This window comes from Janthinobacterium amylolyticum (genome assembly GCF_051380655.1).
GTDB lineage: Bacteria > Pseudomonadota > Gammaproteobacteria > Burkholderiales > Burkholderiaceae_D > Janthinobacterium.
In genome coordinates, this window is the sequence record NZ_JBNYXL010000001.1 from 647,423 (window position 1) to 662,747 (window position 15,325).

The 15,325-nt window shown below is 64.1% G+C and carries 7 protein-coding genes; 3 read left to right on the forward strand and 4 right to left on the reverse strand.

The window, feature by feature from the left end; all coding sequences use genetic code 11:
* Positions 1–127 precede the first annotated feature (127 nt).
* The 4 genes from ACQ4WR_RS02965 to ACQ4WR_RS02980 all read right to left on the reverse strand — a co-directional run bounded on the left by ACQ4WR_RS02965 (position 128) and on the right by ACQ4WR_RS02980 (position 11,541).
* On the reverse strand, positions 128–1,519 hold the full coding sequence (locus ACQ4WR_RS02965) for a Gfo/Idh/MocA family protein (protein WP_436485189.1): 1,392 nt from the start codon (positions 1,517–1,519) through the stop codon (positions 128–130).
* 67 nt (positions 1,520–1,586) lie between these two features.
* Positions 1,587–4,628: a TonB-dependent receptor gene (locus ACQ4WR_RS02970; RefSeq protein ID WP_436485191.1), complete on the reverse strand. Its 3,042-nt coding sequence runs from the start codon at positions 4,626–4,628 to the stop codon at positions 1,587–1,589.
* Between the two features lie 520 nt (positions 4,629–5,148).
* Complete coding sequence (locus tag ACQ4WR_RS02975; protein ID WP_436485193.1) at positions 5,149–8,094, reverse strand: TonB-dependent receptor plug domain-containing protein; 2,946 nt, start codon at positions 8,092–8,094, stop codon at positions 5,149–5,151.
* A gap of 96 nt (positions 8,095–8,190) precedes the next feature.
* Positions 8,191–11,541 (reverse strand): TIM-barrel domain-containing protein, encoded by a 3,351-nt coding sequence (locus ACQ4WR_RS02980; protein ID WP_436485195.1) that lies wholly within the window; start codon positions 11,539–11,541, stop codon positions 8,191–8,193.
* Between the two features lie 346 nt (positions 11,542–11,887).
* On the opposite strand from ACQ4WR_RS02980, the gene ACQ4WR_RS02985 reads away from it, so the two are divergent.
* Genes ACQ4WR_RS02985 through ACQ4WR_RS02995 form a run of 3 tightly spaced genes read left to right on the forward strand, consistent with a single transcriptional unit; the run spans position 11,888 to position 15,307 of the window.
* A complete protein-coding gene (locus ACQ4WR_RS02985; protein ID WP_436485196.1) occupies positions 11,888–13,024 on the forward strand; it encodes an AgaS family sugar isomerase in 1,137 nt (378 codons plus the stop codon).
* On the forward strand, positions 13,011–13,958 hold the full coding sequence (locus ACQ4WR_RS02990) for an ROK family protein (RefSeq protein ID WP_436485198.1): 948 nt from the start codon (positions 13,011–13,013) through the stop codon (positions 13,956–13,958). The genes ACQ4WR_RS02985 and ACQ4WR_RS02990 overlap by 14 nt, the downstream gene beginning before the upstream one ends.
* A gap of 5 nt (positions 13,959–13,963) precedes the next feature.
* Positions 13,964–15,307, forward strand: coding sequence for a D-tagatose-bisphosphate aldolase, class II, non-catalytic subunit (locus tag ACQ4WR_RS02995; RefSeq protein ID WP_436485200.1), 1,344 nt, complete (start codon positions 13,964–13,966; stop codon positions 15,305–15,307).
* The last annotated feature ends 18 nt before the right edge of the window (positions 15,308–15,325 follow it).

Sequence of the window (15,325 nt, forward strand, 5' to 3'; positions counted from 1 at the left end):
ACGTCTCCTGGTGGTACGGCTTTGCGGCGGGCGAACAAGGGCCTGCGCACCTGCGCCGCGGTTGAAAAACGGATCGGGATGGAAAAAACCCGCTACGGCGGCAGGCGCGGTAGCGGGTTCTGAAGGTTTAGTACTTGCCGTCGAGGGCGAAGATCGGCTTGCGCGATTTCCACTGGCCGCCCGTGAAGTCGGGGAAGTCCAGGGTCTGGAAGTTGGCGGCGATTGACTGCTCGGACAGCGGCGTGATGGCGCTCCATGTCACGGCATCGTAGATGTCGATCGGCATAGGCGCGTTGGCTTTCAGCGCTTCGACAAAGGCGTGGATGACGAAGAAGTCCATGCCGCCGTGGCCCGCGCCTTCGGCTTGGGCCGCGTATTTGCGCCATACCGGGTGGTCATATTTGTCCTGGTAGGTCTTGAAGTCATCCCACTGGTGCGGCTTGCTGACGCCTTCGATGTGGATCGAATTGTTCAAGTCCATCCACAGGCCATCCGTGCCCTGCACGCGGAAGCCCAGCGAGTATGGGCGCGGCAAGCTGGTATCGTGCTGCAGGATGATGGTTTCGCCGTTTTCGCACGCCAGGGTGGTGGTGACGATGTCGCCCAGCTTGAATTTCACCTTGGCGTTCGCATGCTGCGCGCCGCCCGGCTGCTTGACGATGTAGTCGTGCAGGCCACGCGCCTTGCTGGCGAAGGCGTTGATGCGCGTAAAACGGTTGCCGCGGTTGATATTGGTATACATGGCGCACGGGCCGATGCCGTGGCTCGGATACAGTTCGCCATTGCGCTCGACCGAGTGCTGCGTGCGCCAATGTGCTTCGGACCAGCCCTTTTCGCCGAATTCCACTCCGCCGCCATACGGCTTGGCCGGATTGCCGCTGTTGAATTTCACGGCGCGCAAGTCGTGCTGGTAGCCGCCCTGCAAGTGCAGCAGTTCGCCAAACAGGCCCGCGCGCACCATCTGCAGCGCCGCCATCACGTCGCGGCGGTAGCAGACGTTTTCCAGCAACATGTACGGCGTGCCCGTCTTCAACTGCGTGTTGAGCACATCCCAGTGGTCCTGCAGGGTGATGCCGGCCACCACTTCGCAGCCGACGGCGATCTTCGCCTGCATGGCGGCAATCGCCATCGGCGCATGGAATTCCCATGGCGTGGCGATGATCACCCCATCAAGGCCGCCCGCGTCCAGCATGCGCTTGTAGGCTTGCGTGTCGCGGTCTTCGCCGAAGGTGCGCGGACGCGGCTTGCCGGCCTTGGCCACCTGGCCCAGCGCGTGCTTCAGCATGATCGGTTCGATATCGCACAGGGCAACCACTTCCACGTCATCGCGGCGCACCAGTTCCGCCAGCAGCACCTGTCCGCGCATGCCCGTGCCGATCAGGCCCAGGCGGACTTTGTCGCGGCCGGCGGCAGGCGCGGCGGCGGCTTCGCCAGGCAGCAAGGCGCTGCCGGCCATGGCGCTACCGGCCAGCGCTGCGCTGGCGGACAGGAAATTGCGGCGATTGAATTGTGTCGTCATTGGTCTCTTCTCACTTCCGTTGGTAATCATGGTCGCCAGCCCGCCGCAAGGCAGGCCGGCATGCATATTAATAGGTGTATTCAGCCGTGAAGCGGATCGAACGGGGCGCCGTGCGGCCAGCCACCTGCAGGTAGTTGCGGGCAATGGCGCCATGGTCTTCGCGCGTCTCGCTGTAGCGGGTCACGGTCTGGGTGTTGAACACATTGAATACGTCCACTTTCAGGCTCAGACCCTTGATGGCGCTGGGAGTATAGGCCACATTCATGTCCAATTGGGCTTGCCATGGCAGGCGGCCCTGGCTGCCGCGCGGCGCCGGCTTGCCATTGCAGTAGAAATAGGAATCGCCGTAGTCGTTGTCGAACTTCAGGTCATCGGGCAGCGCGCCGATGCAGTTGCGCGGCGCGCCCGAGATCAGCGTCATGTTGGCGCCCACCGTCACGTCGGCGACGACCTGCATGAAGCCATAGGCCTTGAAGGCGTGGCGATGGTCGCCCGGCAGGTAGCCATAGGCGTTGTACATCAGTTCCTTGTGATCGGCGCTGATCGTCAGGCCCACGTCGCCGCCGCCGATGCTGTCCGTCTGGCCTTCCATATTGCCCTTCAGGCCGGACAAGGTGTAGGTCAGCTTGCCGTACCAGCCATTCGTGTACGGGTGCTCGACGAACAGGTTCAAGGCGCGGTAGGTGCGTGCCGGTTTCGGATTGCCCCACTCAGCCGCCGAAATGTCCACGCGGCGCAAGCCCTTGCCGTCGTCGAAGTCCACCATCAGGCTGTTGTCGCGGCCCGGGTTGATGATGGCGCACTGGAAGCCGCTCCAGTTGCTGGTATCGACGCTGTTGCGCGTGGCCCAGGCTTGCAGCGGACGCTCGTCGCAGGTATCGTCATTGGTGTCGTTCATCTTGCGGTACAACATGCTGGCGCCGACTACCAGCTTCTTGCTCAGGGCGCGCTCGAAACCGAGCGAGAATTCATCCTGCGACAGCGGTTTCAGGCCAACGGCCGTCACTTCGCGCGCATCGCGGCTCTGGCCATACGCGTTATTGGCCGAATACGGCTTGCTGATGGCGTGAAGGCCTGTCGGCGCACCCGTGACCGGATCGACACCCGTGTAGGTAAACATTTCGCTGGTGGCCAGGAAGGGGCTGGCCATATTGCTCGACAAGTTGGACGGCACCGGCAGGTGGTAGCGCCCGCCGTTGGCGAAGAATTTCAAGGTGCCGTCGCCCAGGTAATCCCAGGTGGCGCCCATGCGCGGGGCGATCATGTTGCGCTGAGAGATAAAGGCCACGCCATCGGTGCTGTAGTTGGTGAACTGCTCGCGGCGCAGGCCCAGGTCCAGCAGCACGCGCTCCGTGACCTGGTAGTGATCCTGGATGTACTGCGCCGATTGCACGCTGGTGGGACGCGCCAGGTTGGCGTTCAGGTCCTTGCTGACGTAATAGCCCTGCGCGCCATAGCCGCCGCCCTGTGCCGGCGTTTCAAACGCGCCGTTGATGGCGCGGTTCGGGTCTTCCGCCTTGCGGTAGCTCCAGCGGTAGCCGCCGGCCAGGCTCAGGCCCACCTGCGACTCCACGTCGATGCGGTCGATGCCGCCACGCAGCGAGTGCTTGCCCAGCTTGTATTCCAGGTCCAGGCGCTTGGCCTTCTGGCGGTCTTGCGACGACGGATCGATCAGGGTGCCCGTGACGGTTTGCGGATTGGCATAGCTCAAGCCCGGCACCTGCGTCGATGCGGTCGACGAGGTCTGGGCGAAGCTCGGATCGTAGCCGTTCGGCGTACGCCGGTGCGAAGTGCGCGACTGCCCCATCATCGCCGTCACGGTCAGGTCATCCGTCAGGTAGCCCGTGTACTTGAAAATGTCGATATTCGCGCCTGGCGCAGCCGAGGAACCGCAGCAGTTGATGGTGCTCTCGCCCTTGCCGGACTGGATCCCATTGCTGGCATGCGTGTCGTAGCTGTAGCCATACGACTGGCTATCCGTTTTGGTGCGGTCGTACAGCTTGGTGTATTCGAAGTGATGGTTGTCCGTCAGGTTGTAATCGAGCTTGGCCATCATGCGGTCCACCCTGCTCTGGCTGGTGCTCCAGCCACGCGCCAGCGACGTGCCCGAGTCGGCGGCTGCTGCCACGGCCTGGCCGTCGGTGCGCGTCTGCTCCAGCGCCACGAAGGCAAACAGCTTGTTCCTGATCAGCGGACCGCTGCCATACAGGCCAACCACCTTGCTGGTGCTGCCGTTGTCGCGGTTCCAGTACTGCAAGGCACCGTCCGTGCCAGGATTGGCGCCCGTCTGCGGATAATAGGTGTTCTCGGGCGCGCCTTTCAGCGAACGGGGAATGATGGAAACCTTGCCGCCGAATTCCACCTTGTTGCCACCGCTCTTGGTGGTGATGTTGATCACGCCGCCCGTCGAGCGGCCAAACTCCGAACCGTAGCCGCCCGACAGCACCTGCATGTTCGAGATGGCGCCGAATGGCAGTTCCGAGGCACCCACCTGGGTCAGGATGTTCGTGATGGGGAAGCCGTTGACGTAGAACGCGTTTTCCGACTGGCCCGAGCCGCCGATCGATGGCGCATTGCCATACACGCTGTTGGTGCCGCGCGTGACGCCTGGCGTCAGCTGCACGATGGAGGCGACATCATTGCCGACTGGCAGCGCCTTGAGTTCCTTGGCCGTGAAGATCACGCCATTGTTGGTATTCGACACGTCGATCGGGTTGCGCGAGGCTTTCACGACGACGGTCTGCTCCTGGCCCGCTGCACCAGCCGCGCTGGCCGGGCCGAAGTTCGCCTCGGCGCCGGCGCCGATCAGGGCTTCGACTTCCTGCTTCGCTTCGACCGCACCGGCGCGCAGCACCCGCACTTCATAACGCCCAGGCGGCATGGAGTTGGCCACATAGCGGCCCGACGCATCCGGTGTCAGGGTGCGCTGCACACCCGTCGCCAGGTTTTGTAATACCACGGTGGCGCCGGCCGGCGCGCTCACTTCGCCGAAAATGGTGCTGGTGGCGTTCGACTGCGCCCAGGCCTGGCCTGGCACGCCGGCCGCCAGCGCGATGACGATGGCGGCGGCGCGGCTGATGTCGCGCAATTTGAGTCGGGTGCTATGCATGATGTCTCTCCGTCTATTTCGAGGGTTATCAGCGCCCTTCCCGCTCCGGGCGGAACTGCGGCGGGCGCCATTTTTATGGTGATCGTCGGCAGGTGCGGCCAGCCAGCCGCGCCTTCCGGAAAATCAGTCCGTGTCGGCCAATTTTCGTTTCCTTGGGAATACTTTAAAAAGAAAAATAAGTATCGTCAATAAAAAGAAAGTTATTACAGAAATTTATCGTCAAAATCATTAAAAAATGCCGTTTTATCTTTCGTTTTATTGCAGGAGATCACGCAAAACTTTCGTTACCGTGGTATGACAGATACATGAAAACGAAGAACAGCTTGTAACCAGGGCGAAATCAGCATGGCGCACAGTGAAAATACGCGTGTAAATCGCATGCTCCTCTTCCCTTGCTTACGTTTCTTCTTTCGTATTGCATGTTTCGAAATAATGTTTTTTGCTTTATGGCAATGCCCGGCCCGCGACGACGGCATCCGCCGGCGGGCCGGGGCAAGCGCTGCTACGCTGTCCTCACGCCTTAAAAGAATTTGTAGCTGGCCGACAGGGCGAACTGGCGGCCGAACAGGTCCTGGCTATGGTTGTAGCCTTCCCAGCCATTCGGGTCGTAGTACGGCTGCTTGTTGAAGGCGTTTTTCACGTTCAGGCCGATGTCCAGGTGCTTGATGGGCTTCCAGCTGAAGGCCAGGTTGACCGTCGTGTACGAGGGCGCGCCCTTGCACTGGCTGGCCGGCAGCGCCACCGAGGCGGCGGTGCAGTTTTCCGGCGTGTTGTCCTTGTCCCAGGGGCCGTAGGCCCAGCGCGTCTTGCCCGAATAGTTGATGAAGACGCTGCTGACGAAGTTGCGGTAGCTCCAGTCGGCATTCACCGTGGCGCGGTAGCGCGGCGAATCGTAGTAACCGACGGTGTTGCCCTTGATCTCGCTGCCGTCTTCGCTGTCGTGGGTGTCGCGCTTGCGGATGGTGGCGGCGATGCCGGTACTCAGCTTGCCCCAGTCGCCCAGCGCAAAGCGCGTGCGCGCGTCGATATCCACGCCGTCCATCAACGTGCGGCCGCGGTTCGAATACGAGTTGATCAAGCCGCCCAGGTTGCCCACCGAGTAGCCTGGCGCGCCGCCCGTGCACACGCCCGCGTTGGCGGGATTGGCGCACATGGCCGCCACCGCCGCGACGTTGGCGCGGTCCGCGTCCGTCAGATCGTTGCGGATGGCGTTAGGCGCGCCGGCCAGGGTCGGGCCGTACTTGTCCACCAGTTCCGTAAACAGCTCATTGAAGTCCTGGCGCACGATTTCGTCGCGGCGGTTGATGAACCAGTAATCGATGGAGATGCTCACATCCTTGGCCGGTTGCAGGACCAGGCCCACGGTGGAAATCTTGGCTTTTTCCGGACGCAGGTTCTGGTTCGGCGGCGTCAGGCCGCCCACCGTCGTGGAGCAGTTCGAATTGAGCAGGCTCTTGCCCAGGTCCGCATCCGTCGCCACCCTGGATTTCAGCAGGGCGCGCGCCATGGCGTTGGTTTCATCGCAGCGCACCGTGTCGCGGATGCCGCCCACCTGCGCAAAAACGCCGCCCGTGCCCGATTCGGCCAGGTTGGGCGCGCGGAAGCCTTCGGAATACGTCCCGCGCAGCATCAGGTCGGGCCGCGCGCGCCAGATCACGCCCACCTTGGGCGCCAGGTTGGCCGAGAAATGCGGATACTTGTCGAGGCGCGCCGCCGCATTGACTTCCAGGGTATCGCTGAGCGGCACCACCACTTCGCCAAAGACGGCGGCGATGGTGCGCCGGCCGTCGAACCAGGAACCGCCCTGCTGCGTGATCAGGCCATTGGCCGCATCCGCATTGCCGGGCGTGAGGAAGCTTTCGCGCATCACGTTGGTGCCCACGGCGGCGCGCACTTCGCGCTCGCCCAGCTTGAACAGCGTGCCTTCCACCTTGGCGTCCCACGTCATCAGCTTGGTCCACGACTCGATGGCAAAGGTCGGGTAGGCTGCGCGCAACAGCGCCGCATTCGCCTCGCTGATTTCGCCGAACTTGTAGGCGGGATTGTCCGAGATATACGTGCGGCCGCTGACAGGGTCTTTCGTGAACGGGCCGAACGCCTGCTCGAAACCCTTGATGTTGATGTTCGCCGTCTGGAAAAGGGTCGAATGGCTGCCCGCCACGCTGAGCGCCGTCTCGAAATCCCAGCCGCCGCCGATGCTGCCGCGCAGGCCGACGAGTGCGCGGTAGTTTTCATCGACATTCTTCTGGCCGAAGTGGCCTGTCGCATCCTGCAGCAGATAGTTCAAGCCGGCCGCGCCGCCCATCTTGGCCGCCATGTCGGCATCGAGCTTGCCTTTCAGGTAGACGTTGTTGGGGCTCAGGAAAGGCGTGGCAAAGGTGTTCAGGGTATTGCCGGTGTTGCGCGCGAACCAGTTGTTCGTGCTGCCGCTATTGAAGCTGGACGGGCCGTTCTCGCCGCGCATCTTGATATGGGTGAACGCCCCTTCCGCGAACGCTTCCATGTCGCCGCCGAGCTTCAGCCGGCCGCTCAGGTAGGCCGTGGCGCGCTCGGAGGTAGGGCCCGTGTCGAGCTGGTTGGGCAGCGCATTCCATACGCAGCGCGTGCCCGAGGCTTCGGTGATGCTGGTGTTGCAGCCGGGCGCGGCGCGCTGGGTGCGCGCATTGTTGCTGGCCTTGTCGAAGACAAAGAAGGTCCCCGGGTTCATCACGCCAGGCTCGCTGCCCACGCCCACGCGCATGTTGGGAATGAAATTGGGATTGTTCACATAAAAATGCGAAGGACGCTTCTGGTACGTATCGGCCAGGGCGATGCGGTCGCGCTGGTAGACATTCACGGAAGCGTAGACGTTGTAGCCGTCGCTGGCCAGGTCGCCCAGGCCATACAACAGGCTGGCCTGGCGCTCGCCATAGGCTTTCACGCTGGGCGAAAACTCGCCGTTGGCGCGCGCTTCCAGCCCCTGGTACGATTTCTTGGTGATGACGTTGATCACGCCGGCCACGGCATCGGAACCATACACGGCCGAGGCGCCATCCGTGAGGATTTCCATGCGCTCGATGGCGGCGGCGGGAATCGCGTCGATATTGACGAACATGGTCTGGAAGCCGGCCGGGGCACCATAGAACGACAGGCGGCGGCCGTTGAGCAGCACCAGGGTGCCCTGCGCGCCCATGCCGCGCAGATTGGCTTGCGAGCCGCCGTCGGAACCCGTAAACATCGAGCGGAAATCCTGTTGCGCCGGGCGGGCGGCTGGCAGGTTGTCGAGCACCTGCAGCAAGGTGAGCGCGCCCATGTTCTCAATCTGCTTGGCGTTGATCACCTGCACCGGCGACGCCGTTTCCGCGTTGATGCGCTTCAGGCTGGAGCCTGTCACCTCGACCCTCGCCAGCTTCTCCTCCTCCGCCGCCAGCGCCGTTGAAGCCAGCCCCACCGCCACCATCGCGGCCATCAGTTTTTTCAAGTGCATTCTCAACTCCCTTTATAAGTGATTTGTTTTCGGCAGGTTGCAAGAGCCCCTCCCCGGTCCGAAGAGGGGCTCTTTTTTAATGAAATGATTGAATGTCTAGCGCGGCTTGACTGTCGCGCCTTGCGTACCGGTCAAGACAGCATTGGCCCAGTTGCCGCAGACCTGGGCCGGGTGGGCGCCGCGCGCGCCCAGGGTGCGCAAACTGAGCTGGCTCAGGCCGCGCACGTCGATTTCGGGCTTGACCACCCCGGGAGCCGTGACCAGGCCGCTGTCGTACAGCAGCCGCTCACCGCTCCACACCTGGAATTGCAAGCCGCCCGCGCTGCGGCAGCTATCGTCCACGCCCAGGTCGGCGCGCAGCAGATTCCAGTTGCCCGCCAGCTGCAAGTCGATGCGGCTGGCCGGCCCCACGCCGAGGCCCTTGCGGAACCACAGCCCGTTCATGCGCATCTCGGCCGCCTTGCCGGCCGGCCGGTCTTTCGCGATATTCTTCGGCAGCGCCAGGTCCGACAAATAGCGCTGCACCTCCTCGCCTTCGGCCACGCGGTGTTCGAGCACGCGGAACTCGGACAAGGTCACGGGCGCCACGTCGGTGGCCAGCGCCGCGTCGAAGGCGCGCGCCACGGGCGCACCTTGCGCCGCCGTCACCATTGGGTCCAGGGACGCCGCGCCATCGCCTTCGGGATTCTGCGTGCTCATGACGCGAAAGCGCAGCAGGCGCCCGGCCGTGGCGGGGAAACTGATGGTCTGTGTGCCCGGCTCCAGTTTGAGCGTGCCGCGCAGCAGCGGCGCACCCCACTCGCCGTTGTTGTCGCCGATGTAGATTTCATAATCGCGCACCTGGCCATGTTTCCAGTGCTGGTCATTGCGCGGTGCCAGTTCGATGCCATCGATCAGCCTGCGCTCAGTGAAGCCGAGCACCCATTCATGCGGCCCGCTTTTCACGGACGGGCTGCGCACGGTGCGGAACCACGTCTCCGGCTTGCCATCGAAGGCGTTTTCCAGCGCATAGCCGCTTTCTTCCGCGGGACGCGCCACCACCTGCATGGCGTCGGCCGGCAAGGCGCGGCCCGGCACGGGCGCGGCGGGGAACTCGGCGTCCAGTCGCGCCACGGCCAGCGCGCCAGCCACCTGCAAGGCCAGGGGCTGGCGGATATCCTGCGCCGCCACCTTCACGTGCAAGGTGCCCTGGCGGTCTGCAGGGTCGAAGAACCAGCCCTCGCTTGCGCTGTCGTAGGCGGCACGGTCGGCCGATGCCGTGATCAGGCGCCCACCCGCCTTGACGGCGGCCGGACGCTGGCCCGCCAGCATGCGCAGCGCATAGCCGCGCCGCGCTTCCTGGCCCGCGTACTGGCCATCGACGGCGCCGATATCGACCTGCACGTCGCCGCCCGTTTGTTTCATGCGGATGATCTGCTGGCTGAAGGCGCCGCCCTGGTACTGGCGAGTGTTGCCATCGTCTTCATACAGGGTGTATGCGGAGTCGCCGTGCGGATAGACATCCAGGGTCAGCTGATCCTTCGGCTTCTGGCCGTCGTACAGCATTTCCGGATACATGGGCAGGATGGCGCCGGCACGCATGAACACGGGCAGTTTATCCAGCGTGACCTGTATATCGAGTTCGCGCCCTTGCGCGCCGGCCGTGGCCTGGCGGCCATCCCAGTAGTCGTACCACGTGCCCTGCGGCAGGTGGATGCCCTTGCGCCAGCCGCCGCTGACGGCCTGGCTGCGGTAGACGGGCGCCACCAGCACGTCGCGGCCCAGAAGAAACTGGTATTTGTAGGCTTCCGTGTAGGCGGCCGGGTCTTGCGGATAATCCCACATCAGGCCGCGCACCAGCGGCGCGCCCGATTGCTCCGCTTCGCGCACCAGGGTATACATATAGGGAGTGAGGCGCATCTTCAGCTTCAGATAGCGGCGGTTGATGTCGCGGTACGGCTGCTCGAACCACCACGGATGCTTGCGCTCGGCGGCGGCCCAGCCGGACATGCCCATCAGGACGGGTGTAAAGCTTTTCCACTGCAAGTCGCGCAGATAGGTTTCCGGGCTGCCGCCAAAGATGGCGTCGACGTCGCCCGACGCATACGCCTGGCCGGACAGGCCCGAGCCGATCAGCGTGGGAATGTGCCAGCGGATGTAGTCCCAGCTGGCGCTCTGGTCGCCCGTCCACGCCACGGCGTAGCGCTGGATGCCGGCCCAGCCCATCACCGTCCACAGGAACGGCCGGCTGTCGGAGTTGTTCAGGATGCCGTCGTAGGCCGACTTGTTCGCATCCATGGCAAACTGGTAGCCCTTGCCCGTCCACGCCACGTCCAGCTTTTGCACGCGGCTGCCCGCCTGGCCCACTTCCCAGGCGATCTTGTCGACGCCGTTTTCCGTCCACAGACCCGTGCGAAAACCGTAGCCGGCCAGGCCTTTCACGGTTTCCGGCAAGTTGGTGTAGCCGCAGCCGTAGCCGTCGTTGGGCAAAATCCAGCCGCCCGGCATGTCGTGTTCGCGGTACTGGCGCGCCACCGTTTCCACCACGTCCGGCGTCTTGCCCGTCGGGCCATCGCTCCAGCCCTTCGGCACGGAGCCGGGCTTTTTCACGTTGTCGCCATCGTTGTAGCAATCGGCGTCGCCGTATTCCAGCGCCCAGCGGGGCAGCATGCGCGCGCGGCCCGTCAAGTCCGTGTAGCGGGCGACGACGTCGCGCAAGTCCTTGCCGACAAAGAAATACGCATCGAAACGCCCTTCCGCGTGCTGCAGCGAAATCTGCTCCTGGTCGCGCAAGTCGTAGTTGCCGTCGGACCAGGTATTGCGCAGCATGCCCCAGCCGCGTGAACTCATGAGGAATGGCGCGGGATTCGGGCGGTCACCCTCTTCCCAGCCGCCCGAATACGATACGGGCACCTGCTTGCCCTTGAATTCAAAGCGGCCATTTTGCTGGCCGCCGCCAAAGTAACGCTCGCCCGGCAGGCTCGATAGCACTTGCACGCCCTGCTTGTCGTCCAGCGACAGCGGCTGCACCTCGCGCCACAGCGGCAGCGTGTCGCCCTGGCGGAACAGGGTAAGGCGCAAAGGCTTGCGATCGATGCGCAGGCTCAGGGCCGAGGTGCTGATGACAATATGGTCGGCCTCTTCCTTGACCTGGTAGGCTACCTGCGCGGCCGGCTGGCCCACGACGATGGGCGCCGCCTTGTCACCAGGGCCAGTCAAGCCGGCCTTGCCGCCCGCCTCTATGCGCAGCACGTCCACTTGCGGCAGGCTGATACGCAACTGCATGCCCGTGTCGCTGCGCAGGTCCCAGCCCAGCGCCTCGCCCCTGGCCACGTCGGCCGCCTGCACGGCGCTCACGCTGGCCAGGTTGCCGATAGGCGCGGCGTGCAGGCGTGGCACGGCCAGGGTGGCAAGGGCGGCGACGACACAGGCGGCAAGGGCGCGGCGGGGAAGCGGGAGCGGTTTCATCTGTCAGCTTTCAGAAGTGATTCAATGAAATTACTTTAAGAAAAAAAATAAATATCGTCAATCAAAAGAAAGTTAAAGCGCCAATTTATTAATAAAATGCCCAAAAATGGCGCATTTATCTTACGTTTCACCAGAATGTCACAAAACATACTTTCGTTATCGTGGCATTTCAGCGACAGGCCGCAGCGGCACACGGTTTCATGCGGCACCGCAACACGATTCAGGCCTTATAAAACGACATTATTTCGCAAGCGAGCAAACAATTTACTTTCGTTTTACTTTCGTATTTGACTTTTCGAAATTTAGTATTTATGCTTTCTCCCAACAAACACTTTACTGACCTCACATGACTACCCTTCTTCAGCGTGACATTCAAACCTGGCGCGACATCGGCGGCCTGCACACGGCCGAGGAAATCGCCCACCAGCCAGCCATCTGGCGCGCACTGGCCGGCATTTTGCGCGACGAGCAAACAGCGCTGGCCGCCTTCCTTGGCGACGCGTTGTCCAATCCGCAGCAACGCGTGATCCTCACGGGTGCCGGCAGCTCGGCCTACGTGGGCGAAATCGTCGTCGACACCCTGAACGCGGCCTGGCCCGCGCAGATCCGCGCCATCGCCACCACCACTTTGCTGACGCACCACGAGCTGTACCTGGAAGCCGATGCCCCTACCCTGCTGGTGTCGTTTGCCCGCAGCGGCGACAGCCCGGAAAGCCTGGCGGCCGTCGAATTGCTGCGCCAGGTCGTGCCCGGCGCGCGCTTCCTGAATATCACCTGCAACGCCGATGGCAAGCTGGCGCGCCAGGGCGCCAATGACAGCAATACGTATAACCTGCTGATGCCGGCCGGTAGCTGCGACCGCGGCTTCGCCATGACCAGCAGTTTCAGCAGCATGCTGCTGGCGGCCCTGTCGGTGCTGGGCAAGGACACGGACCTGGCTCGCCTGGACACCCTGGCCGGCCTGGGCGAAGATGCGTTGCGCGACTGGTCGGCGCCCGTGGCGGAGCTGGGCTCCACACCCGTGCAGCGCGTCATGTACCTGGGCAGCGGCCCGCTGGAGGCGCTGGCCAAGGAAGCGGCATTGAAAATCCTGGAATTGACGGGTGGCCGCGTGATGGCCATGGCAAATACGCCGCTGGGTTTCCGCCACGGTCCGAAATCGGCCGTCACCACGGAGTCGCTGGTGATCCTGCTACGCAGCAGCAAGCCGCTGGCGCGCCAGTATGAAGACGATTTATTCAAGGAACTGCAGCGCGACAGCGTGGCGCAGCGCTGCCTGACGGTGGGCATCGGCGGCGACCTGTCGGCCGATGCGCCGGCATGGCCCGACGCCTGGCTGGCCCCGTTGTGGCTGCTGATGGCGCAGCAATACGCGCTGCACCAGTCCGCGCTGCTGCAACTGCGTCCCGACAATCCATTCGCCGGCGGCATCGTCAACCGTGTCGTGCAGGGCGTCACCATCTATGGCCATGAGCAATTCTAATCACACCGCAGGCTTTCACGGCATCGACATCGGCGGCAGCAAGATCGAGCTGGTGGCGTTTGCCGACCGCGATGGCGCGCTGGAAGAAGTCTTCCGCGAACGGGTCGCCACGCCGGGCGACGATTTCAACGCCTTCGTGCAAGCCATCACCGGTCTCGTGGCGCGCGGCGACGCGGCCCTGGGCACGGCGGCGCCCGTCGGCATCGGCTTGCCTGGCGTGATCGACAGCGCCAGCGGCCGCCAGCTCAGCTCCAACGTGCCGGCCCTGAACGGCCGCCTGGTGGCGCAAACCCTGCAGCAGGCCTTGCAACGCCCGGTCGCCATCGGCAACGATTGCCAGTGCTTCGCCCTGTCGGAAGCACAGGGCGGCGCGGCCGACCAGGCACCCAGCATGTTCGGCGCCATTCTTGGCACGGGCGCCGGCGGCGGCTACTGCGTGGGCGGCCAGCTGCTGCGCGGTTTCAACGGCGTGGCCGGCGAATGGGGCCACTGGAGCCTGCCCGCCACCCTGCTGGCGCAGCACGGCTTGATGGATTACGCCTGCCCATGCGGCAAGGCGGGCTGCCTGGAGCGCTATGTCTCCGGCCCCGCCATGCGTAAACTCCACGCGCATTTCGGCGGTGATGGCGCGGAGCCCTTGGCCATCGTGGCCCGCGCCAACATGGGCGACGCCGTGGCCGAACGCACGGTGGCCGTGCACCTCGATTTGCTGGGCCACGCGCTGGCCGGCCTGGTGCTGGCCTACGACCCGCATGCCATCGTGCTCGGTGGCGGCCTGTCCAAGCTGCCGCATTTGTATGACAAGCTGCCGGCCGCCGTGAAGCGCCACCTGTTCCCCGGCGTGCATGTGCCGCCCATCCTGCCGCCGCGCTTTGGCGACGCCGGCGGCGCGCGCGGCGCGGCCCTTTTGATCCGACAACAAACAAAGGCTTGAGAACAATGATGCCAGTGGAAACCCCGACATTTACCTTGTCACCGATCCAGCAAGTGATCAAGGCGCACCGCCGCGGCGAGCCTGTGGGCCTGTACGCCGTCTGCTGCAGCCACCCCAGCGTGCTGCGCGCCGCCATGCGCGTGGCACTTGACTACGACACGGTGCTGCTGGTCGAAGCGACGTCGAACCAGGTCGACCAGTTCGGCGGTTACACGGGCATGACGCCAGCCGTCTTCCGCGACAGCATGCTGGCCATGGCCAGGGAACAGGGTTTCCCCGCCGAGCGCCTGGTGCTGGGCGGCGACCACCTTGGCCCGAACGCCTGGCAGCACCTTGACGCGGCCACCGCCATGGACCACGCCGAAACCCTGATCGCCGCATACGCGTCGGCCGGTTTCCACAAAATCCACCTCGATTGCAGCATGCGCTGCGTTGATGACCCTGCGGTGCTCGACGACGAAACCGTGGCAGCCCGCTCGGCACGCCTGTGCAAGGTGGCCGAAGCGGCGGCGGCTGCCGCCGGCTTCACGCCGCCCGTCTACGTGATCGGCACGGAAGTGCCGATTCCCGGCGGCGAAGCATCGCTGGCGCAAGCTGGCGCCGTCACCAGCCCGCAGGCCGCGCGCCGCACCCTGGACGTGCATTGCCGCGCCTTCCTCGACAACGGTTTGCACGGCGCCTGGCGCCGGGTCATCGCCATGGTGGTGCAGCCGGGTGTCGATTTCGACCAGAGCAGCATCCAGCATTACGACGCCGATGCCGCCGCCGAACTGTCGGCCTTTGTCGCCGAGCAGCCAGGCCTGGTGTTTGAAGCCCACTCCACCGACTACCAGCGCGAAACGGCGCTGCACGCCATGGTGCGCGATCATTTCGCCATCCTGAAAGTGGGCCCGGCCGCCACCTTCGCCCTGCGCGAAGCGCTGTTCGCGCTGTGCCAGATCGAGGAAGAACTGCTGCCGGCGCACGCCACCTCGCAGCTGATGCAGGTGCTCGACGACGTGATGGTGGCCAAGCCGAAGAACTGGATCAAGCACTACCTGGGCACGCCGGACGAGCAGCGATTGATGCGGCGCTACGGCTTGAGCGACCGTTGCCGTTATTACTGGGGCGAGCCGGAAGTGGCGGGCGCCGTCGCCAAGCTGCTGGCCAACCTGGACACCGTGGCCATTCCGCTGCCGCTGCTGAGCCAGCATCTGCCGGAACAGTATCTGGCCGTGGTGCAGGGCAGCCTGCAAGCGCAAGCGCCGGCCCTGATCGAGCACAAGATCGGCAGCCTGCTGGCGCAATATGCGCGCGCCTGCAACCGCAATGCGGCGGTCGCCGCCATTGCCGAAGCGGCAATCTGTTAAGCTCGGTCTTTTCATTTT

Bases quoted from the DNA above. Each gene is read 5' to 3' on its own strand.
- ACQ4WR_RS02965 (WP_436485189.1), bottom strand. From the start codon at position 1,519: ATGACGACACAATTCAATCGCCGCAATTTCCTGTCCGCCAGCGCAGCG.
- ACQ4WR_RS02970 (WP_436485191.1), bottom strand. From the start codon at position 4,628: ATGCATAGCACCCGACTCAAATTGCGCGACATCAGCCGCGCCGCCGCC.
- ACQ4WR_RS02975 (WP_436485193.1), bottom strand. From the start codon at position 8,094: ATGCACTTGAAAAAACTGATGGCCGCGATGGTGGCGGTGGGGCTGGCT.
- ACQ4WR_RS02980 (WP_436485195.1), bottom strand. From the start codon at position 11,541: ATGAAACCGCTCCCGCTTCCCCGCCGCGCCCTTGCCGCCTGTGTCGTC.
- ACQ4WR_RS02985 (WP_436485196.1), top strand. From the start codon at position 11,888: ATGACTACCCTTCTTCAGCGTGACATTCAAACCTGGCGCGACATCGGC.
- ACQ4WR_RS02990 (WP_436485198.1), top strand. From the start codon at position 13,011: ATGAGCAATTCTAATCACACCGCAGGCTTTCACGGCATCGACATCGGC.
- ACQ4WR_RS02995 (WP_436485200.1), top strand. From the start codon at position 13,964: ATGATGCCAGTGGAAACCCCGACATTTACCTTGTCACCGATCCAGCAA.